This is a genomic window from Cellulomonas hominis (assembly GCF_901521055.1).
Classification (GTDB): domain Bacteria; phylum Actinomycetota; class Actinomycetes; order Actinomycetales; family Cellulomonadaceae; genus Cellulomonas; species Cellulomonas endometrii.
This window is the reverse complement of record NZ_CABEGA010000036.1, coordinates 1-17,137: the sequence shown is the minus strand read 5'-3', so window position 1 is coordinate 17,137 and position 17,137 is coordinate 1. Positions and strand designations below refer to the sequence as shown.

Annotated in this window: 16 protein-coding genes and 1 pseudogene; 6 read left to right on the top strand and 11 right to left on the bottom strand. The window is 74.8% G+C overall.

Annotation, left to right across the window (positions count from 1 at the left end):
* The 4 genes from pfkB to KJP73_RS10550 form a co-directional block, all read right to left on the bottom strand.
* Entirely contained in the window at positions 1-948 is a 948-nt protein-coding gene (gene pfkB, locus KJP73_RS10565) for a 1-phosphofructokinase (RefSeq protein WP_213282820.1), read from the bottom strand.
* Positions 945-1,706, bottom strand: a complete 762-nt coding sequence (locus KJP73_RS10560; RefSeq protein WP_213282819.1) for a DeoR/GlpR family DNA-binding transcription regulator — start codon at positions 1,704-1,706, stop codon at positions 945-947. Before KJP73_RS10560 ends, pfkB begins: the two co-directional genes overlap by 4 nt.
* Positions 1,707-1,950: 244 nt before the next feature.
* Positions 1,951-3,075, bottom strand: coding sequence for a GuaB3 family IMP dehydrogenase-related protein (locus KJP73_RS10555; protein WP_213282818.1), 1,125 nt, complete (start codon positions 3,073-3,075; stop codon positions 1,951-1,953).
* 82 nt (positions 3,076-3,157) lie between these two features.
* A complete protein-coding gene (locus tag KJP73_RS10550) occupies positions 3,158-3,712 on the bottom strand; it encodes a type 1 glutamine amidotransferase domain-containing protein (protein WP_213282817.1) in 555 nt (184 codons plus the stop codon).
* Between the two features lie 155 nt (positions 3,713-3,867).
* On the opposite strand from KJP73_RS10550, the gene KJP73_RS10545 reads away from it, so the two are divergent.
* Together KJP73_RS10545 and KJP73_RS10540 are read left to right on the top strand one after the other, a co-directional pair.
* Positions 3,868-4,662: an exonuclease domain-containing protein gene (locus KJP73_RS10545; protein WP_213282816.1), complete on the top strand. Its 795-nt coding sequence runs from the start codon at positions 3,868-3,870 to the stop codon at positions 4,660-4,662.
* A 161-nt stretch (positions 4,663-4,823) separates the two neighbouring features.
* Positions 4,824-6,359, top strand: coding sequence for a helix-turn-helix domain-containing protein (locus KJP73_RS10540; RefSeq protein WP_213282842.1), 1,536 nt, complete (start codon positions 4,824-4,826; stop codon positions 6,357-6,359).
* Between the two features lie 168 nt (positions 6,360-6,527).
* Here KJP73_RS10540 and guaB read toward each other — a convergent pair whose 3' ends face one another.
* The 3 genes from guaB to KJP73_RS10525 all read right to left on the bottom strand — a co-directional run bounded on the left by guaB (position 6,528) and on the right by KJP73_RS10525 (position 10,137).
* On the bottom strand, positions 6,528-8,057 hold the full coding sequence (gene guaB, locus KJP73_RS10535; protein WP_213282815.1) for an IMP dehydrogenase: 1,530 nt from the start codon (positions 8,055-8,057) through the stop codon (positions 6,528-6,530).
* Between the two features lie 92 nt (positions 8,058-8,149).
* Positions 8,150-8,800, bottom strand: a complete 651-nt coding sequence (locus tag KJP73_RS10530) for a response regulator transcription factor (RefSeq protein ID WP_249669298.1) — start codon at positions 8,798-8,800, stop codon at positions 8,150-8,152.
* Between the two features lie 140 nt (positions 8,801-8,940).
* A complete protein-coding gene (locus tag KJP73_RS10525) occupies positions 8,941-10,137 on the bottom strand; it encodes a MerR family transcriptional regulator (RefSeq protein ID WP_213282813.1) in 1,197 nt (398 codons plus the stop codon).
* 362 nt (positions 10,138-10,499) lie between these two features.
* Here KJP73_RS10525 and KJP73_RS10520 point away from each other — a divergent pair, with 362 nt between their 5' ends.
* Positions 10,500-10,802, top strand: coding sequence for a WhiB family transcriptional regulator (locus KJP73_RS10520; RefSeq protein ID WP_213282812.1), 303 nt, complete (start codon positions 10,500-10,502; stop codon positions 10,800-10,802).
* Positions 10,803-11,020: 218 nt separating this feature from the next.
* On the opposite strand, the gene groES is transcribed toward KJP73_RS10520, so the two are convergent.
* Entirely contained in the window at positions 11,021-11,317 is a 297-nt protein-coding gene (gene groES / locus KJP73_RS10515; RefSeq protein WP_213282811.1) for a co-chaperone GroES, read from the bottom strand.
* Positions 11,318-11,547: 230 nt separating this feature from the next.
* Between groES and KJP73_RS10510 the strand changes: the two genes are divergently transcribed.
* Positions 11,548-12,747, top strand: a complete 1,200-nt coding sequence (locus KJP73_RS10510; RefSeq protein ID WP_213282810.1) for a class I SAM-dependent methyltransferase — start codon at positions 11,548-11,550, stop codon at positions 12,745-12,747.
* Positions 12,744-13,892 carry a glutamate--cysteine ligase gene (locus KJP73_RS10505; RefSeq protein WP_213282809.1) on the top strand — a complete coding sequence of 383 codons (1,149 nt, stop codon included), beginning with the start codon at positions 12,744-12,746 and terminating at the stop codon, positions 13,890-13,892. The genes KJP73_RS10510 and KJP73_RS10505 overlap by 4 nt, the downstream gene beginning before the upstream one ends.
* A 66-nt stretch (positions 13,893-13,958) precedes the next feature.
* Here KJP73_RS10505 and tsaD read toward each other — a convergent pair whose 3' ends face one another.
* Entirely contained in the window at positions 13,959-15,017 is a 1,059-nt protein-coding gene (gene tsaD / locus KJP73_RS10500; protein ID WP_213282808.1) for a tRNA (adenosine(37)-N6)-threonylcarbamoyltransferase complex transferase subunit TsaD, read from the bottom strand.
* A gap of 106 nt (positions 15,018-15,123) precedes the next feature.
* Between tsaD and KJP73_RS10495 the strand changes: the two genes are divergently transcribed.
* Entirely contained in the window at positions 15,124-15,771 is a 648-nt protein-coding gene (locus tag KJP73_RS10495) for a malonic semialdehyde reductase (protein ID WP_213282807.1), read from the top strand.
* A gap of 94 nt (positions 15,772-15,865) precedes the next feature.
* Here the strand turns inward: KJP73_RS10495 and rimI are convergent, their stop codons facing one another.
* Complete coding sequence (gene rimI / locus KJP73_RS19270; RefSeq protein WP_249669296.1) at positions 15,866-16,342, bottom strand: ribosomal protein S18-alanine N-acetyltransferase; 477 nt, start codon at positions 16,340-16,342, stop codon at positions 15,866-15,868.
* Positions 16,339-17,025 (bottom strand): annotated as a pseudogene (gene tsaB / locus KJP73_RS19265) (tRNA (adenosine(37)-N6)-threonylcarbamoyltransferase complex dimerization subunit type 1 TsaB); the annotation flags it as partial. The pseudogene tsaB and the gene rimI, both read right to left, overlap by 4 nt.
* Positions 17,026-17,137 lie beyond the last annotated feature (112 nt).

Here is a 17,137-nt window from a genome sequence, read left to right as displayed (position 1 = left end):
TCAGAGCTCCTTGAGTGCGAGTGCGGGGTCGGGGTCGGCCACGACGGCGACCTCGGTGGTGCGGATGTCGGACGGGCGCGGGACCGCGCTGCCCGGCAGGAGGACGGCGGCGCGCCCCCAGGCGACGGCGCGACGCAGGCGGTCGGCGGGGGCGCCCGCGGCGGCGAGGTAGCCGGCGAGCGTGGAGTCCCCGGCGCCGACCGTGGACACGGGGACCAGGGCCGGTCCGCCGGCCCACCAGGACCCGCCGTCGGCGACGAGCAGGGCGCCGTGCGCGCCCAGGCTGACGAGGACCGCGTCGGTGCCCAGCGCCCGCACGGACCGTGCCGCGTCGAGCACGTCGCCGACGGTGGTGAGGTCCTGCCCCACCAGGTCGGCGAGCTCCTCGTCGTTGGGCTTCACGAGCGCCAGCCCGCCGTGCCGGACCGCGGCCGCGAACGGCGCGCCGGAGGTGTCGAGGACGACCGGGACGCCGTGGCGGGCACCGAGGTCGGCGACCCGGGTGAAGAACGCGTCGTCGAGGCCCGCGGGCAGGCTGCCGGCCGCGACGACCGCGTCGGCGCCGACGGTCACCTCGGCCTCGACGGCCGCCAGCAGCGCGTCGACCTCGGCGGGCGCGAGCGCGGCGCCGGGCGCGTTGATCTTCGTGGTCGCGCCGCTCGACTCGGTGAGCGTGATGTTGGACCGGGTGTCCCCGGCCACGGGCACCGGCCGCGCGTCGACGCCCTGCGCGGCGAGCAGCGCCACCAGCTCGGCACCGTCCGGGCCGCCGGAGGGCAGCACCGCCCGGGACGCGACGCCGTGCGCCGCGAGCGCCCGGGACACGTTGATGCCCTTGCCGCCGGGGTGCTGGTGCGTCGCGACGGCGCGGTTCACCTCGCCCGGCTCCAGCCGCTCCAGGTGCAGCGCCCGGTCCAGGCTCGGGTTGGGGGTCAGCGTGACGATCATGCCCGCACCACCCGGGGGCCGGCGGCCTCGATCTCGTCCGCGAGCTCCGGCGCGACGCCCGAGTCGGTGATGAGGGTGTCCACCTCCGCGAGGTCCGCGACGTGCGCGAAGTCCTCGCGGCCCAGCTTGGTGTGGTCGGCGAGCACCACGGTGCGCCTGGCCGCCCGGACCAGCGCCCGTTTGACCGCCGCCTCCGCGAGGTCGGGCGTGGTGAGCCCGTGCTCGGCGCTGAGCCCGTTGGTGCCGAGGAACGTCACGTCCACCCGGATGTCGCCGAGCTCCCGCAGCGCCCACGTCCCGACGGCGGCCAGCGTCCGCCCCCGCACGGTCCCGCCGACCAGGTGCAGCGTGATGCCGGGGCGGGTGGCGAGCACGGTCGCGACGGGCAGCGCGTGCGTGACGACGGTGATCTCCCGGTCGGTGGGCAGCAGCTCCGCGAGCCGGACCGTGGTCGTGCCGGCGTCCAGGACGATCGCGCCGCCGTCGGGCAGCTCGTCGAGCGCCGCCTTGGCGATGCGGTCCTTCTCCCCCGCGAGCAGGCCCTCCCGCTGGGCGAGGCCCGGCTCGAACCCGAGCTGCTCGACGGGGATCGCGCCGCCGTGCACCCGGCGCACCAGTCCGTGCCGCTCGAGCACCGTGAGGTCGCGGCGGACGGTCTCCGGGGTGACGTCCAGGGCGGTCGCGAGGGAGGCGACGTCCACGCGGCCGTCCCGCCGCGCGGCGGCGAGGATCTGCTGCTGGCGCTCCGTTGCGTACACGTCGACTCCGTCGTGGTCGTGTGGTTCCCAGTGTGCACCGGGACGTCCCCGGCGGCGGGTGCTGCGCGACCAGCATGCCCGATCCGGTCCGGAAATCGCAACCAGCCAGACCCATACGGACTCAAACACACACCCGAACGGGCATCCCGGAGCGCGGGGACGGACACGACGAGGGCCGCCCTCCCCCGCGGGGAGAGCGGCCCTCGTGCGCCGGGTGCCGTGCGCCGGAGTCGCGGCGCCGGTGTCAGCGCGGCTGGTACGGGGAGACGACGATCTCCACGCGCTGGAACTCCTTGAGGTCCGAGTAGCCGGTGGTGGCCATCGCCCGGCGCAGCGCGCCGATGAGGTTGAGCGTGCCGTCGGCGGTGTGGCCCGGACCGAACAGCACCTGCTGCAGCGTCCCGGCCTGGCCGACCTGCACCCGCTCGCCGCGCGGGAGGTGCGGGTGGTGCGCCTCGGGGCCCCAGTGCCAGCCCTGGCCGGGGGCGTCGGTCGCGCGGGCGAGCGCCGCCCCGAGCATGACCGCGTCCGCGCCGCAGGCGATCGCCTTGACCAGGTCGCCGGACCGCCCGACGCCGCCGTCGGCGATGACGTGCACGTACCGGCCGCCGGACTCGTCGAGGTAGTCCCGGCGTGCCGCGGCGACGTCCGCCACCGCGGTGGCCATCGGCGCGTGGATGCCCAGCGACACCCGGGTGGTGTGCGCCGCGCCGCCGCCGAAGCCGACCAGCACGCCGGCCGCACCGGTGCGCATGAGGTGCAGGGCCGCGGTGTAGGTGGAGGCGCCGCCGACGATCACCGGGACGTCGAGCTCGTAGATGAACCGCTTGAGGTTGAGCGGCTCCGCGCGGCCCGACACGTGCTCGGCGGACACGGTGGTGCCGCGGATGACGAACAGGTCGACCCCGGCGTCGACGACGTCCTTCCAGAACTCCTGGGTGCGCTGCGGCGACAGGGCGCCGGCGGCCGTGACGCCCGCCTCGCGGATCTCCCCGATGCGGCGGCGGATCAGCTCCGGGTCGATCGGCGCGGAGTACAGCTCCTGCATCCGGGCGGTCGCCTCGGACGCCGGCAGCTCCGCGATCTGCGCGAGCAGCGGCTCCGGGTCCTCGTACCGCGTCCACAGGCCCTCGAGGTCCAGCACGCCGAGCCCGCCCGCGCGGCCGAGCGCGACGGCCGTCGCGGGGCTCATCACGGAGTCCATGGGCGCGGCCAGCACCGGCAGCTCGAAGTGGTAGGCGTCGATCTGCCAGCCGACGGACACCTCCTCGGGGTCCCGGGTGCGCCGGGACGGGACGACCGCGACGTCGTCGAAGGAGAATGCGCGCCGTCCCCGCTTGCCGCGGCCGATCTCGATCTCGTTGCTCACCGGCCCAGGGTACCGGCGCGGGCGGCCCACCCCGGGGCGGGCGCCCGCGCCGGTCTCCCGCCGGCGGGTGCTGCGGCGGAGGTCAGCCCGCGACCGCGTCCACGACCGCGCCGCAGAACGCGGGAAGGTCGTCCGGGTTGCGCGAGGTGATCAGCGTGCTCCCCCCGGTCTGCGACACGACGACCTCCTGGTCGACCCAGTCGGCGCCCGCGTTGCGCAGGTCCGTGGCCAGGCTCGGGTAGGAGGTCAGCCGGACGCCGTCCACGACGCCGGCCTCGATGAGCGTCCACGGGCCGTGGCAGATGGCGGCGACGGGCTTGCCGGCGCCGACGAAGGCCTTCACCAGGCCCTGGGCGGCCTCCTGCATCCGCAGCGTGTCCGCGTTGACGGTGCCGCCCGGGATCACCAGGGCGTCGAAGTCGTCCGCCGACACCTGGTCCAGCGTCCGGTCGACGGGGTAGTCGCCGCCCGGGTCCAGGTCGTTGTTCACCGCGCTGACGGTGCCGGGCTCCGCGGAGACCAGCACCGGGGTGCCGCCCTCGTCCGCCACCGCCTGCCAGGGGGCGGTCAGCTCGGGCTCCTCCACGCCGTGCTCGCTCGTGAGGAACGCGACGGTGCGGCCGGTCAGGCGTGCCATGACGTCTCCTTCGTCTCGGGGGTCCCGCGGTCCGCGGGCTCCTCCCAGCCTCACCCCGTCGCCGCGACCCCGCATCCGCGACAGGCCGGGCGCGGGTCCCCGGGCGTGTGGGCGCCCGGTGCGATGCTGGCGGCGCTGGGAAGGAGCTCGGACGGATGACCTGGACCGACGGACCGCTGCTGGGGTTCGACACCGAGACGACGGGTGTCGACGTGGACCACGACCGGATCGTCACGGCGGCGCTCGTCCGCCGGGACCGCACCGGCACCCACGTCCGGACGTGGCTGATCGACCCCGGCGTCCCCATCCCGGAGGCCGCGAGCGCGATCCACGGGATCAGCACCGAGCACGCGCGGACGCACGGCGTGGCGCCGCGGGTGGCGCTGGAGGAGATCGCGGCGCAGATCGCCGAGGCCGTCCGCGAGGGCACGCCGGTGGTCGCCTACAACGCCTCCTACGACCTCTGCCTGCTGGAGGCCGAGCTGCACCGACACGGGCTGCCGACCGTCGAGGACCGCCTCGGCGGCGCGCTGCGCCCGGTCATCGACCCCCTGGTGCTCGACCGCGCGGAGGACCGGTACCGGTCGGGCAAGCGCAAGCTCGTGGACCTCTGCGGGGTGTACCAGGTGGTCGACACCGGCAGCCTGCACACCGCGGACGTCGACGTGGTGGCGACGCTCGACGTGCTGGACCGCATCGTCGGCCGGTTCCCGCACCTCGGCGACCTCGACCTCGTGTCGCTGCACGACTACCAGATCACCGCGCACCAGGCGTGGGCTGAGGCGTTCAACGCGTGGCGGGCGGAGCGCGGGCACACCGGGCCGGGGGCGGAGTCCGTGTGGCCGAGCCGCGGCCGCGTGCGCACCACGGAGCCCGTCGCACCCGCGCACGACCCCGCGCGCGACCTGCGGTTCGCCGGGCGCCCGATCCAGGACACGCTCATCGCGTGACGCCGTGCGTGAGATGCGTCGGTGCACGTCAGGCGCCTCGACACACGATCTCCTCATCCACGGGGGCGCGGATATCTCATCCATGAGTTAGCGTCGTCCTCGTGACCACGACGACCCCGACGACCGGAACCGTCCCGACGGTGACCTCGTCCCTCCCGACCGTGACTCCCACCCTCCCCGAGCAGCTCGCCCACGTGGGCTCGCTCGTCCGGTCCGCCCGCCGCCACCGCGGCCTCACGCAGACCCAGCTCGCCGAGCTCCTCGGCACCAGCCAGTCCGCCGTGCACCGCATCGAGCAGGGCGCGCAGAACCTCAGCCTCGACATGCTGACCCGGATCGGCGCCGCCCTGGACTCCCCGATCGTCACCCTCGGCGGCCCGCAGCACACGCACCTGCGCGTGCAGGGCGGCGTGCAGCTCTCCGGCCGGCTCGACGTCAACACCTCGAAGAACGGCGCCGTCGCGCTGCTGTGCGCGTCGCTGCTCAACCGCGGGACCACCCGGCTGAAGAACGTCGCGCGGATCGTCGAGGTCGACCGCATCGTCGACGTGCTGCGCTCCGTCGGCGTGCGCGCCACGTGGTCCGCGGACGGCCGCGACCTCGAGATCGTCGTGCCGAAGGACCTCGACCTCGAGGCCATCGACGTGGACGCCGCGCGCCGCACCCGCTCCATCATCATGTTCTTCGGCCCGCTGCTCGGGCAGCAGTCCGAGTTCCGGCTGCCGTACGCCGGCGGGTGCGACCTCGGCAGCCGCACCGTCGAGCCCCACATGATCGCCCTGCGCCCGTTCGGCCTGTCCGTGACCGCGAGCGGCGGCCGGTACCTCGCCCGCGTCACCGACCCCGGCACCGAGAACCTGTCGATCGTGCTCACCGAGCGCGGCGACACGGTCACCGAGAACGCGCTGATGGCCGCCGCGCGCCGCGAGGGCGTCACCACCATCCGCAACGCCAGCCCCAACTACATGGTCCAGGACCTGTGCTTCTACCTGGAGCTGCTCGGCGTCCGGATCGAGGGCATCGGGACCACCACGCTGCGCGTGCACGGCAAGGCCCAGATCGACGCCGACGTGGAGTACGCGGTGTCGGAGGACCCGGTCGAGGCGATGAGCCTCCTCACGGCCGGCATCGTCACCGGCTCCGAGATCACGGTCGGGCGGGTGCCGATCGAGTTCATGGAGATCGAGCTCGCGACGCTCTCCGAGATGGGGCTGCGCTACACGCTCTCCGACGAGTACACCGCGCACAACGGCCGGACCCGGCTCGTCGACATCACGGTGCACCCGAGCGACCTGCGCGCGCCGCTCGACAAGATCCACCCGATGCCGTTCCCCGGGCTGAACATCGACAACCTGCCGTTCTTCGCGGTGATCGCCGCGTGCGCGACCGGCAGCACGCTCGTGCACGACTGGGTCTACGAGGGCCGCGCGATCCACCTGACCGACCTCACCCGGCTCGGCGCCGACGTGCGGCTGCTCGACGCGCACCGCCTGCAGGTCTCCGGCCCGACGCGCTGGTCGGGCGCCGAGGTGTCCTGCCCGCCGGCGCTGCGGCCCGCCGTGGTGATCCTGCTGGCGATGCTCGCGGCGAAGGGCGAGAGCGTGCTCCGCAACGTCGACATCATCGCCCGCGGCTACGAGGGCCTGCAGGAGCGCCTGGTCGAGCTGGGCGCGCGGATCGAGACGTTCCGCGACTGACCCGCACGCCCGTCGAGGTCGTCACGACGGCACGAGGTCGTCCCGCAGGACTGACGACCTCGTGCAGGAGTGACGACCTCGGCGGCGGGCCGGCCGGCCCGGGACGCGCGAAGGGGCCCGGTGCAGCAGCACCGGGCCCCTTCGTCGTGCCGTCAGCCGACCGCGCCGTCAGCGGACCGTGTAGTTCGGGGACTCCGAGATCATCTGCACGTCGTGCGGGTGGCTCTCCTTCAGCCCCGCCGGCGTGATCCGGACGAACTTCCCGCGGGCCTGCAGCTCCGGGATGGTCCGCGCGCCGACGTAGAACATCGACTGGTGCAGGCCGCCGACCAGCTGGTGCGCGACGGCGGCGAGGGGCCCGCGGTAGGGCACCTGGCCCTCGATGCCCTCGGTGATGATCTCGTCGTCGCTCAGGTCGCCCTGGAAGTACCGGTCCTTGGAGTAGGACCGGCGGTCGCCGCGGCTCTGCATCGCGCCGAGCGAGGCCATGCCCCGGTAGCGCTTGAACTGCTTGCCGTTGACGAACACCAGGTCGCCCGGCGACTCGTCGCAGCCGGCGATGAGCCCGCCGACCATGACGGTGTCGGCGCCCGCGACGAGGGCCTTGGCGATGTCGCCGGAGTACTGCAGGCCGCCGTCGGCGATCACCGGCACGCCGGCGGGCTTCGCCGCGAGCGAGGCCTCGTACACCGCGGTGACCTGCGGGACGCCGACGCCGGCGACGACGCGGGTGGTGCAGATCGAGCCCGGGCCGACGCCGACCTTCACGGCGTCGACGCCCGCGTCGACCAGCGCCTGCGCGCCGGCACGGGTGGCGATGTTGCCGCCGATCACCTGCACGTGCTTGGTCGCCGGGTCCGCCTTGATGCGCCGCACCATGTCGAGCATGAGGCGGGCGTGGCCGTTCGCGGTGTCGACGACGAGCACGTCGACACCGGCCTCGACGAGCGCGGACACGCGGTCCCACGCGTCGCCGAAGAAGCCCACGGCGGCGCCGACGACCAGGCGGCCGCTCGGGTCCTTCGTGGCCAGCGGGTACTGCTCGGACTTCACGAAGTCCTTGACGGTGATGAGGCCCTGCAGGCGGCCGGCGTCGTCCACCAGCGGCAGCTTCTCGACCTTGTGCTTGCCGAGCAGCGCGGCGGCGTCGTCGTTCGAGATGCCCACGGGCCCGGTGATCAGCGGCATCGACGTCATCGTGTCGAGCACGCGGCGGGTGGTGAACTCGGCCGGGGGCACGAACCGCAGGTCGCGGTTGGTGATGATGCCGAGCAGGCGGCGGTCGGCGTCCACGACGGGCAGGCCGGACACGCGGTACTTCGCGCAGAGGGCGTCCAGCTCGGCGAGGGTGGCGTCGGGCCCCACGGTCACGGGGTCGGACACCATGCCGGACTCGGAGCGCTTCACCAGGTCGACCTGGTGGGCCTGCGCCTCGATGGACAGGTTGCGGTGCAGCACGCCGAGGCCGCCCTGCCGGGCGAGCGCGATGGCCATGCGGGACTCGGTGACGGTGTCCATGGCGGCGGACACGAGCGGGATCGACAGGGAGATCTCACGCGTGAGCCGGGTCGTGGTGTCGACCTCGCTCGGGATGACGTCCGTCTCGCCCGGGAGCAGCAGGACGTCGTCGTAGGTGAGACCGATGAAGCCGAACGGGTCGGCAGGCGCGGCGGATCCAGGGGTACCCAGGTCGGTCATCCCCCGATGATACGGCGGTTGATCGTGCCTCCCGGACGCCTCCCGTGAGGGCCCGGTGAAGACGCGCCGGGCACCGGCGGAGCCCGCCCGCGTCAGCGGATGAGGCCCCGGCGCAGCCCGATGGCGACCGCCTGCGCGCGGTCGGCGGCACCGAGCTTGCGGAACAGCCGGCGGGCGTGGGTCTTGATCGTGTCCTCGGACAGGAACAGCTCCTGGCCGATCTGCGCGTTCGAGCGGCCGTTGCTCATGCCGACCAGCACCTCGACCTCGCGCTTGGTCAGCGAGACCTCGTCGCGGCCGGTGCTCTGGGCCGGGAGCTCCGTGCGGGTGACGACCGGCGTGGGCGCGCTCCCGACGGCGCCGTGCGCCGCGAGCTGCTCGTGCGCAGCACCGCCGCCGGAGCCGGGAACGGACGGGCTGGCGAGGATGTGCGCGGCGACGGCGGCGAGCTCCGCCCGGCCGACATCGGGGGCCAGGTAGCCGCGCGCCCCCAGGGAGATGGCGCGGTCCAGCGCGATCTCGTCGCCCGGCACCGCGAGCATGACGACCGTCGACTGCGACGGCACGGCACGGAGCCGGCGGATCGCCTCGACGGGGCCCGGGGACGGCAGGTGCGCGTCCAGCAGCACGATGGTCGGCGGCACGCGCCGGGCCAGCGTGATCAGCTCGTCGACCGAGGCCGCCGCGCGGACCGGTGCCAGCGCGGGCACGCCGAGTGCCGTCAGGACGATGCGCTCTCGCACCGCCGTCGATCCGTGGCACACCACGACGCCCGCCATCGACCTCCGCCTCTCGCCAGTGCCGGGACCCTGGCGGATCCGGCTACCCTCGGTGTATCGGCCGGATCGGCGCCGACGTTAGCGTGAAGCGGTCACGGATCGGTCTAGCCGCAGACGGCGAGCACCTCGTGCACCAGCCCCGGCACGGTCCTGACCCGGTGCACCTGCGTCCCGAGCGGCACCGTCGCGGCGGCCTCGTCGGGCACCATGACGAACACCGGCAGCTCGGGGTGCTGCTCCGCGAGGGCGGCGACGAGCCCCAGGTCGGGGGCGGTGAGCTCGCTCGACATCACGACCGCGGACGGCGTCGTCATCGTCGCGATCTCCAGCAGCCGGTGCCGGCCGGTGGGCCCCGCGACCACGCGGGCGTCGACCCCCGAGTCCGCCAGCGCACCGGCGAGGACGTGCAGGGACAGCGGCCGAGGTTCACCCGGCGCCGCGAGCATGAGGACGATGCGCCGCCGCGACGGGTGCGTCGGCACGTGCCCGTTGCGGGCGCGCAGCACCGCGAGCGCGGCCGCCACCACCAGGGCGTCGGGCTCGTCGCCGGGCCGGGCCAGCACCGTCCGGGCCGCGATCCCCGCCCGGGCCGGGCCGACGAGGTCGGACCACCAGCGGGCGAGGTCGCCGTCCGGGGGCAGCGCGAGCAGGCGCGTGACCTCGCCGGCGTCGGCCCGCAGCGCGGCGTCGATGACGGCGGTCGGGGTGGCGGGGTGCAGGGGCCGGGCTGCGGGCTCCTGACCAGCGAGGTCGGCCGGCGCGGCACCGCCGTCGGACCTGGCGGACCCGTCGGACGCCCCGGAGCCGTCGACCATGTCGGGGACGGCGGTGAGGTGCCGCACCGCCGCGACGTCCGACACCGGGGCCGGCTGCGCGGGGGCACTCTCCCGCGCGACGCGCGCGGCGTCCGACGGCGGCACCCCGTCGAGGGTGAGCGACCGCATCGTCATGAGGCGGGCCAGGTCCGCCGCGCTGTACCGGCGGTGGGCACCCGCGGTGTGCTCGGACGGCCCCAGGCCGTAGCGGCGGTCCCAGGTCCGCAGGGTCGCGGGGGCGACGCCGAGGCGCCCGGCCACGGCCGCGACGGTCAGCGTCGGGCCGCTCGCGGGGTCGGAGGCGGCGTCCCCCGGGTCGTTCGGACTCCCCGGGCCGGCCGGTCCACCCGGGCGGGCGTCGTCGGGGTGGGCGACCACGTCCGGGCGGGCGACGGCGTCCGGGCGGGCGGCGTCGTCCGGGCGGGCGGTGCCCTCCGGCCGGCCGTCCTGGCCGCCGGTCACGTCGCCGTCCTCGGTCTTGTGCATCTCGCCCGTCTCGTCCGCGCGGTGTGCCCCGCGCGCTCTGCCGTCGATTGTGCCGGGGATCTGGCGCGGTTTCCAGCGCGGCCCGCCGGGCGAACCGCGTCATCGCCCCGGCCGATCCGGTCAGCGCGACAGGACCAAGCGCGTCACCTGCGGGCCACCCGCGTCGCGCCCTGAAGCGATTCGCCAGCGAACCGCGTCAGATCGGATGACGACACGGTCTTGAACAACTGCTGACTCGGTTGTACTGTCCTCATCAGTGCAGTTCAGCGCCGCACCAGGGACCTCAGTCCCAGGAAGCGGCCGGACTGCCGGACAGCACGATTCACCCGACGGCACACGCCGTCGCAGGGATGGAGGACCACATGGCCGAGATCTCCCGCCTTCCGGGACCTGTGATGGAGCTCTGGGAGTGGCAGTACCAGGGCGCGTGCCGGGACGCCGACCAGGACCTGTTCTTCCACCCGGAGGGCGAGCGCGGCGCCGCGCGTCGTCGCCGCGCCGAGGCGGCCAAGGCCATCTGCGCCACCTGCCCCGTGATCAACGAGTGCCGCGAGCAGTCGCTCGCCGTGCGCGAGCCGTACGGCGTCTGGGGCGGCCTGTCCGAGGACGAGCGCTCCGCCCTGCTCGCGAGCCGCGCCGGCCGCACCCGGGCCGAGGTCGTCTGACCCACCACCTTCGCGACGGCCACCCAGCGGTGGGATACCGCGGTGGCCGTCGCGTCCTCCTGAGCCCGGGCGCCAGCTCCGGGCCGTCCCCCGTGGCGACTGCACAGCGGTGCGATACCGCTCCAGCCGCCTGACACGACGACGAGGCCCCCTCCGCGTGCGGAGGGGGCCTCGTCGTGCCTCACCGGGCCGTCACGTCGTGGACGGCCCGGGCGGTGTCACTTGCTGACGATCGCCAGGACGTCGCGCGCGGAGAGGATGAGGTACTCCTCGCCGTCGTACTTGACCTCGGTGCCGCCGTACTTGCTGTAGATGACCTTGTCACCGACCGCCACGTCCAGCGGGACGCGGTTGCCGTTGTCGTCGATGCGGCCCGGGCCCACGGCGAGGACCTCGCCCTCCTGGGGCTTCTCCTTCGCGGAGTCCGGGATGACCAGACCGGAGGCGGTCGTCTGCTCCGCCTCGAGCGTCTTGACGACGATGCGGTCCTCGAGCGGCTTGATGGAGACCGACACAGCGGACCTCCCCTTCGCGTGTGAGTGCTGCCTGATGTCCTTGTCGCCCCGTCCGGCCGGCCGTCGTCGCGGGTGCCGGCAGCCGTGCGGTGCGCTGGCACACTCGCTGGGAGAGTGCCAACACGCACTCTAGGAAGCGGTTAGCACTCGGTCAAGGCGAGTGCCAGCACCGTGGGGACGTCCGGCCGGCGCGTCGGCGCTGCACGGGCCGCCCGTGCGAGGATCGCCGGATGGACCAGTCCGGCCTCGCGAAGCTCCTCAGCCCCGAGGGCTGGGCCCTGCTCTCGGCCCTGCCGCCGTACGACGACGCGCAGGCGATGGCGCTGTCGGAGCGGCTGCGCAAGGACGGCTTCGCCGCCGACCTGGTGGCCGCCGCCCTCACGCAGTCGCGCCTGCGGGCCCGCGCGCACGACAAGCTGGGCGAGTTCGCCGACGGCATGCTGTTCACGCCCGCCGGCCTCGAGCAGGCGACCCGGCTCGTGGTCGCCGCGCGGCACGCCCGCCGGTACGTCGCGGCCGGGGTGCAGCGCGTCGCCGACGTGACCTCCGGGATCGGCGCCGACGCGATGGCGTTCGCCGGAGTGGGCCTGCGGGTGCTCGCGGTCGACGCGGACGAGACGACCGCCGCGCTCGCCACCGTGAACCTGCGGCACTTCCCCGAGGCCGAGGTCCGGCACGGCGACGGGCTCGCGCTCGACCTGGAGGCCGAGGGGATCGACGGGGTCTACGCCGACCCCGCCCGCCGCACCGCGGGCGGCAGCCGGGTGCACGACCCGGCGGCGTACTCCCCGCCGCTCGACGCGGTCCTCGCGCTGCGCGAGCGCGTGCCGGCCCTCGGCCTCAAGCTCGGGCCCGGCGTCCCGCACAGCGCCCTGCCGCACGACGCCGAGGCGCAGTGGGTGTCCGTCGACGGCGACGTCGTGGAGCTCGGGCTGTGGTTCGGCCCGCTGGCCCCCGACGGGCCCGGCCGCTCGGCGCTGCTGCTCGGCGCGGGCGGTGGCTCCGCGGTGCTGCGCGCGGGCGACCCGGAGGCCCACGCGCACCCGCCCGTCGGCGACGTCGGCGCGTACCTCTACGAGCCGGACGGCGCCGTGATCCGCGCCGGGCTCGTCGCCGAGGCCGCCGCCGAGGTGCAGGGACGGCTCGTGGACCGCACCATCGCCTACGTGACCTCCGACGCGCTGCACGCGACGCCGTACGCCACGGCCTACCGGGTGCTGGACCAGATGCCGTTCGGCCTCAAGCGCCTGCGGGCGTACCTCCGGGAGCGCGACGTCGGCAGCCTCACCATCAAGAAGCGGGGGACGGCCGTCGTCCCGGAGCAGCTGCGCCGCCAGCTCGACCTGCGCGGGTCGACCAGCGCCACCGTCGTCCTCACCCGGGTCGGGGGCCAGCAGCAGGTGCTCCTCGTCGAGCCGGTCGCCGCATGACCACGCCCGCCCGCCTGCCGTTCGCGACCTCGGCGCGGTCCAGCGTCGGGATCGAGTGGGAGCTCGCCCTGGTCGACGCCGACTCGGGCGACCTCCGGCAGGTCGCCAGCACCGTGCTCGACGCCGTGCGCCCCGCCGACGGCGGCGAGCACCCCGCCATCCGCCAGGAGCTCCTGCTCAACACGGTCGAGGTCGTCTCCGGCGTGTGCCGCACGGTCGGCGAGGCAGGTGCGGACCTGCAGCGCGCCGTCGACGAGGTGCGGGCGGTCACCGACCCGCTGCGCGTCGAGCTGATGTGCGCCGGCACGCACCCGTTCGCGCGGTGGGCGCAGCAGAAGGTCACCGACAAGCAGCGGTACGCGACGCTGATCGACCGGACGCAGTGGTGGGGCCGCCAGATGCTCATCTACGGCGTCCACGTGCACGTCGGCATCGAGGACCGCGACAAGGTCCTGCCGATCTCCCGCGCGCTGCTCACCTGCTTCGCGCACCTGCAGTCGCTGTCGGCCTCGAGCCCGTTCTGGGGCGGCAAGGACACCGGCTACGCCTCGAACCGCGCCCTGATGTTCCAGCAGCTGCCGACCGCCGGGCTGCCGTTCCAGTTCGAGCGGTGGGAGCAGCTGGAGTCCTACGTCGGGGACATGCTGCACACCGGGGTCATCGACGCGTTCGACGAGATCCGGTGGGACGTGCGGCCGTCGCCGCGGTTCGGGACCATCGAGACCCGGATCTGCGACGGCTCCCCCAGCCTGCTGGAGGTCACGGCGCTCGCCGCGCTCACCCACTGCCTCGTCGAGCACTTCTCGACGATGCTCGACCGCGGCGAGCCGCTGCCGACGGTGCCGCCGTGGTTCGCGCAGGAGAACAAGTGGCGCTCCGCCCGGTACGGCATGGACGCGATCATCATCACGAACGCCGCCGGCGACGAGGAGCTCGTCACCGACGCGGTGGGCCGCCTGCTGGTCGAGCTCGAGCCGGTCGCCGAGCGGCTGGGCTGCTCCGCGGAGCTGGACGCCGTGCGGGTGATCCTCCGCAAGGGCGCGTCGTACCAGCGGCAGCGGGCGGTGGCCCGGCGCAACGCCGGCGAGCTCGACGCGGTGGTGGCGTCGCTCGTCGCGGAGATGCGGGCGGGCCGGCCGCTCTGACGCGGGGCGCCGGGCGTCGCGCGCCGGGCGCCCGGGCGTCGCGTGCCGGTTGCCGGGCGCCGACCGTCAGACGGTCACGGTCTCCAGCGGCATCGTCGAGTCGACGCCGATCCCGAGGTCCGAGGCCGGCAGCCCGCGCCGCACCACGGCGGCCCCCAGCGCGGCGATCATCGCGCCGTTGTCCGTGCAGTACTTGATCGGCGGGATCCGCAGGTCGATCCCGGCCTCCGCGCACCGCTGCGCCGCGAGGTCCCGCAGCTGGGAGTTGGCGGAGAAGCCGCCGCCGATCACGAGCGTGTCGACCCCGTGCCGGCGGCACGCGGCGATGGTCTTCGCGGTGAGCACGTCGGCGACGCTCGCCGCGAAGGACGCCGAGACGTCCTCCAGCGGGATTTCCTCGCCGGCGTCCTCGCGGGCCTCGACCCACCGGGCGACGGCCGTCTTCAGCCCCGAGAACGAGAAGTCGTACGCGTGCTTCTCCTGGTCCTTCGCGGCGGTGAGGCCGCGCGGGAACCGGATGGCCTCGGGGTTGCCCTGGCGCGCGAGCCGGTCGATGTGGGGGCCGCCCGGGTACGGCAGCCCGAGCAGGCGGCCCACCTTGTCGAACGCCTCGCCCGCTGCGTCGTCGAGCGTCGACCCGAGCTCGTGGACCCCGGTGACGATGTCGTCCACCAGGAGCAGGCTGGAGTGGCCGCCGGACACGACCAGGGCCATGACGCGGTCCGGGAACAGCCCGTGCACCAGCTCGTCGACCGCGGCGTGCCCGATGACGTGGTTGACGCCGTAGAGCGGGACCCCGAGGCCGTACGCGAGGGCCTTCGCCGCGGCGGTGCCGACGGTGAGCGAGCCCACCAGGCCCGGGCCCGCGGTGACCGCGACCGCGTCGACGTCGGCGAGCGTGACGCCGGCGGTGCCGAGCGCGCGCTCGACGGTCGGGATCATCTGCTCCAGGTGAGCGCGGGACGCGATCTCCGGGATGATCCCGCCGAACCGGGCGTGCTCGTCCATGGACGAGGCGACCGCGTCGACGAGGAGCTCGCTGCGGTCGGGGTGGGCGCGGACCAGGGCGACCCCGGTCTCGTCGCAGGACGTCTCGATCCCCAGGACGAGCGGTGCTTCGGGCATGGTGCCCATCTTAGGTTCGCGCGCGCAGTGGCCTGATGCCGCCCGGTGTGACCCAGTTCACCCAGGCAACTGGAATGTCCCGGGTTGGTTGTGGATTCAACCGACCATGAGCATCGACACGACCACGCCGACCGACCCGACGGAGCTCCGCGTCCCGAAGGAGGTCGCCGATCTCGTCTTCCGTGCCGCCCGGACCGTGAACACGTTCGCCGACGGCGAGGTCACCGACGAGCAGATCCGCGCCGTCTGGGACGTCGTCCGCTGGGGCCCCACCGCGATGAACTCCCTGCCGCTGCGCCTGCTGCTGGTCCGCTCCCCCGAGGCCCGCGAGCGCCTGGTCGCCCACATGGCCGACGGCAACAAGGCCAAGACGCTGCGCGCGCCGCTCAGCATCGTCGTCGCCGCCGACCTGGACTTCCACGAGCAGCTCCCGCGCCTCGCGCCGCACATGTCGGGCGCGCGCGAGAACTTCGCGGCCGCCGAGCCGGTGCGGGAGCGGATGTCCCGCGACAACGCCTTCCTGCAGGCCGGCTACCTGATCGTCGGCCTGCGCGCCGCTGGGCTGCACGTCGGCCCCATGACCGGGTTCGACGCCCCCGGCCTGGACGCCGACCTCTTCGCCGGGACGCCGTGGCGCTCGATCATGGTCGCGAACGTGGGCACCGCCCCCGCGGAGCACGAGGGCCTCGGCATGCCGGCCTCGCACCCGCGCCAGGGCCGCCTCGACTTCGAGGACGTCGCCCGCACGATCTGACCTCTCCGGCACGACAGGGCCCTCGCCACGCGGCGGGGGCCCTGTGTCGTCCCGGGGGCCGGCGTCGTAACTGGGGCCGGCGCGGGGGCCGGCGTCAGGCCGGCGGGGCGACCCGGCGGCGCATCGTCCACGCGTCGACGTTCTCGGGCTGGTAGTAGCCCTTCCGGCGGCCGAACCGCTCGAACCCCGCGCGCTCGTACAGCCGCAGCGCCGGCTCGTTGTCGACCCGCACCTCGAGCAGCACGTCCCCGGCGCCGAGCTCGCGGGCGTGGTCCAGCAGCGCGTCGAGCAGCTGCCGGCCGACGCCGCGCCCCTGCGCGTCCGGCCGGGTGCCGACGGTCATCACCTGCCCGTCGTACCCGTCGAACCACAGCCCGGCGTACCCGAGGAGCTCGCCGGACGCCCGGTCCTGCGCGCCGACGTACCAGCGGCCCGGGCCGGCGAGCTCCTCGGCGAGCGACGCCCGCGACCACGCGCCGGCCCCGAACAGCACCCGCTCCAGGTCCTCGAGGGTGTCCAGGTCCGCGTCGGTGAGCGGGCGCAGGACGACGTCCGCGGGGGCACCCGTCACGCGCGCGCCCGCTTCGCCGCGGCCGACGGGACCGCGTCGGGGCGGCGCAGGTACAGCGGCTCCGTCGGGAGCGTCACGCCGTCGCCGCCGACGCCCAACCGCGTCAGCGCGACCCGCGCCAGGTCCGCGGGGTCGACGTCGGAGGGCGCCCCGTCGAGGGCCGGCAGCAGGTCCGGGTACAGCCCGGTGCCCTGGCCGACCAGCACGGCGCCGTCCAGCCCGCGCTCCGCGAGCGCCGCCGGGGCCTCGACCGCGGGGCCGTCCACCAGCTCGACGCCCGGCTCGGTCCCCGCGCCGACGACCGCCCGGTAGCGCGCCCAGTACACCTCGCGGCGGCGGGCGTCGGTGACCACGAGGAGCTCCCGGTCGCCCAGGTCCACCGCGCCGTCGGCCGCCGCGCGCACCGTCGCGAGCGCCACCGCGTCGAGCGACGAGACGCCGTGCACCGGGATGCCGAGCGCGAGACCGAGCGTCCGGGCCGTGACGAGGCCGACACGCAGCCCGGTGAACGGTGCCGGGCCGGTGCCCGCGACCACCGCGGTGAGGTCGCCGCGCGCGACACCGGCCTCGGCCAGCACCGCGTCGACCAGGGGCGTCAGGGCCTCGGCGTGCCGGCGCGTCTCGCCCGAGGACCGGGTCGCGAGGGTGCGCCCCCGGTCGTCGACGACGGCGGCGGAGGCGGCGGCGGGGGCGGTCGCTTATACACATCTGACGCCGCCGACGAAAGCGGATGGGGAGAGTCAGGCGTACGAGGCGGCATCCCACAATACATCAAGAATAACGAACATCGGAGAT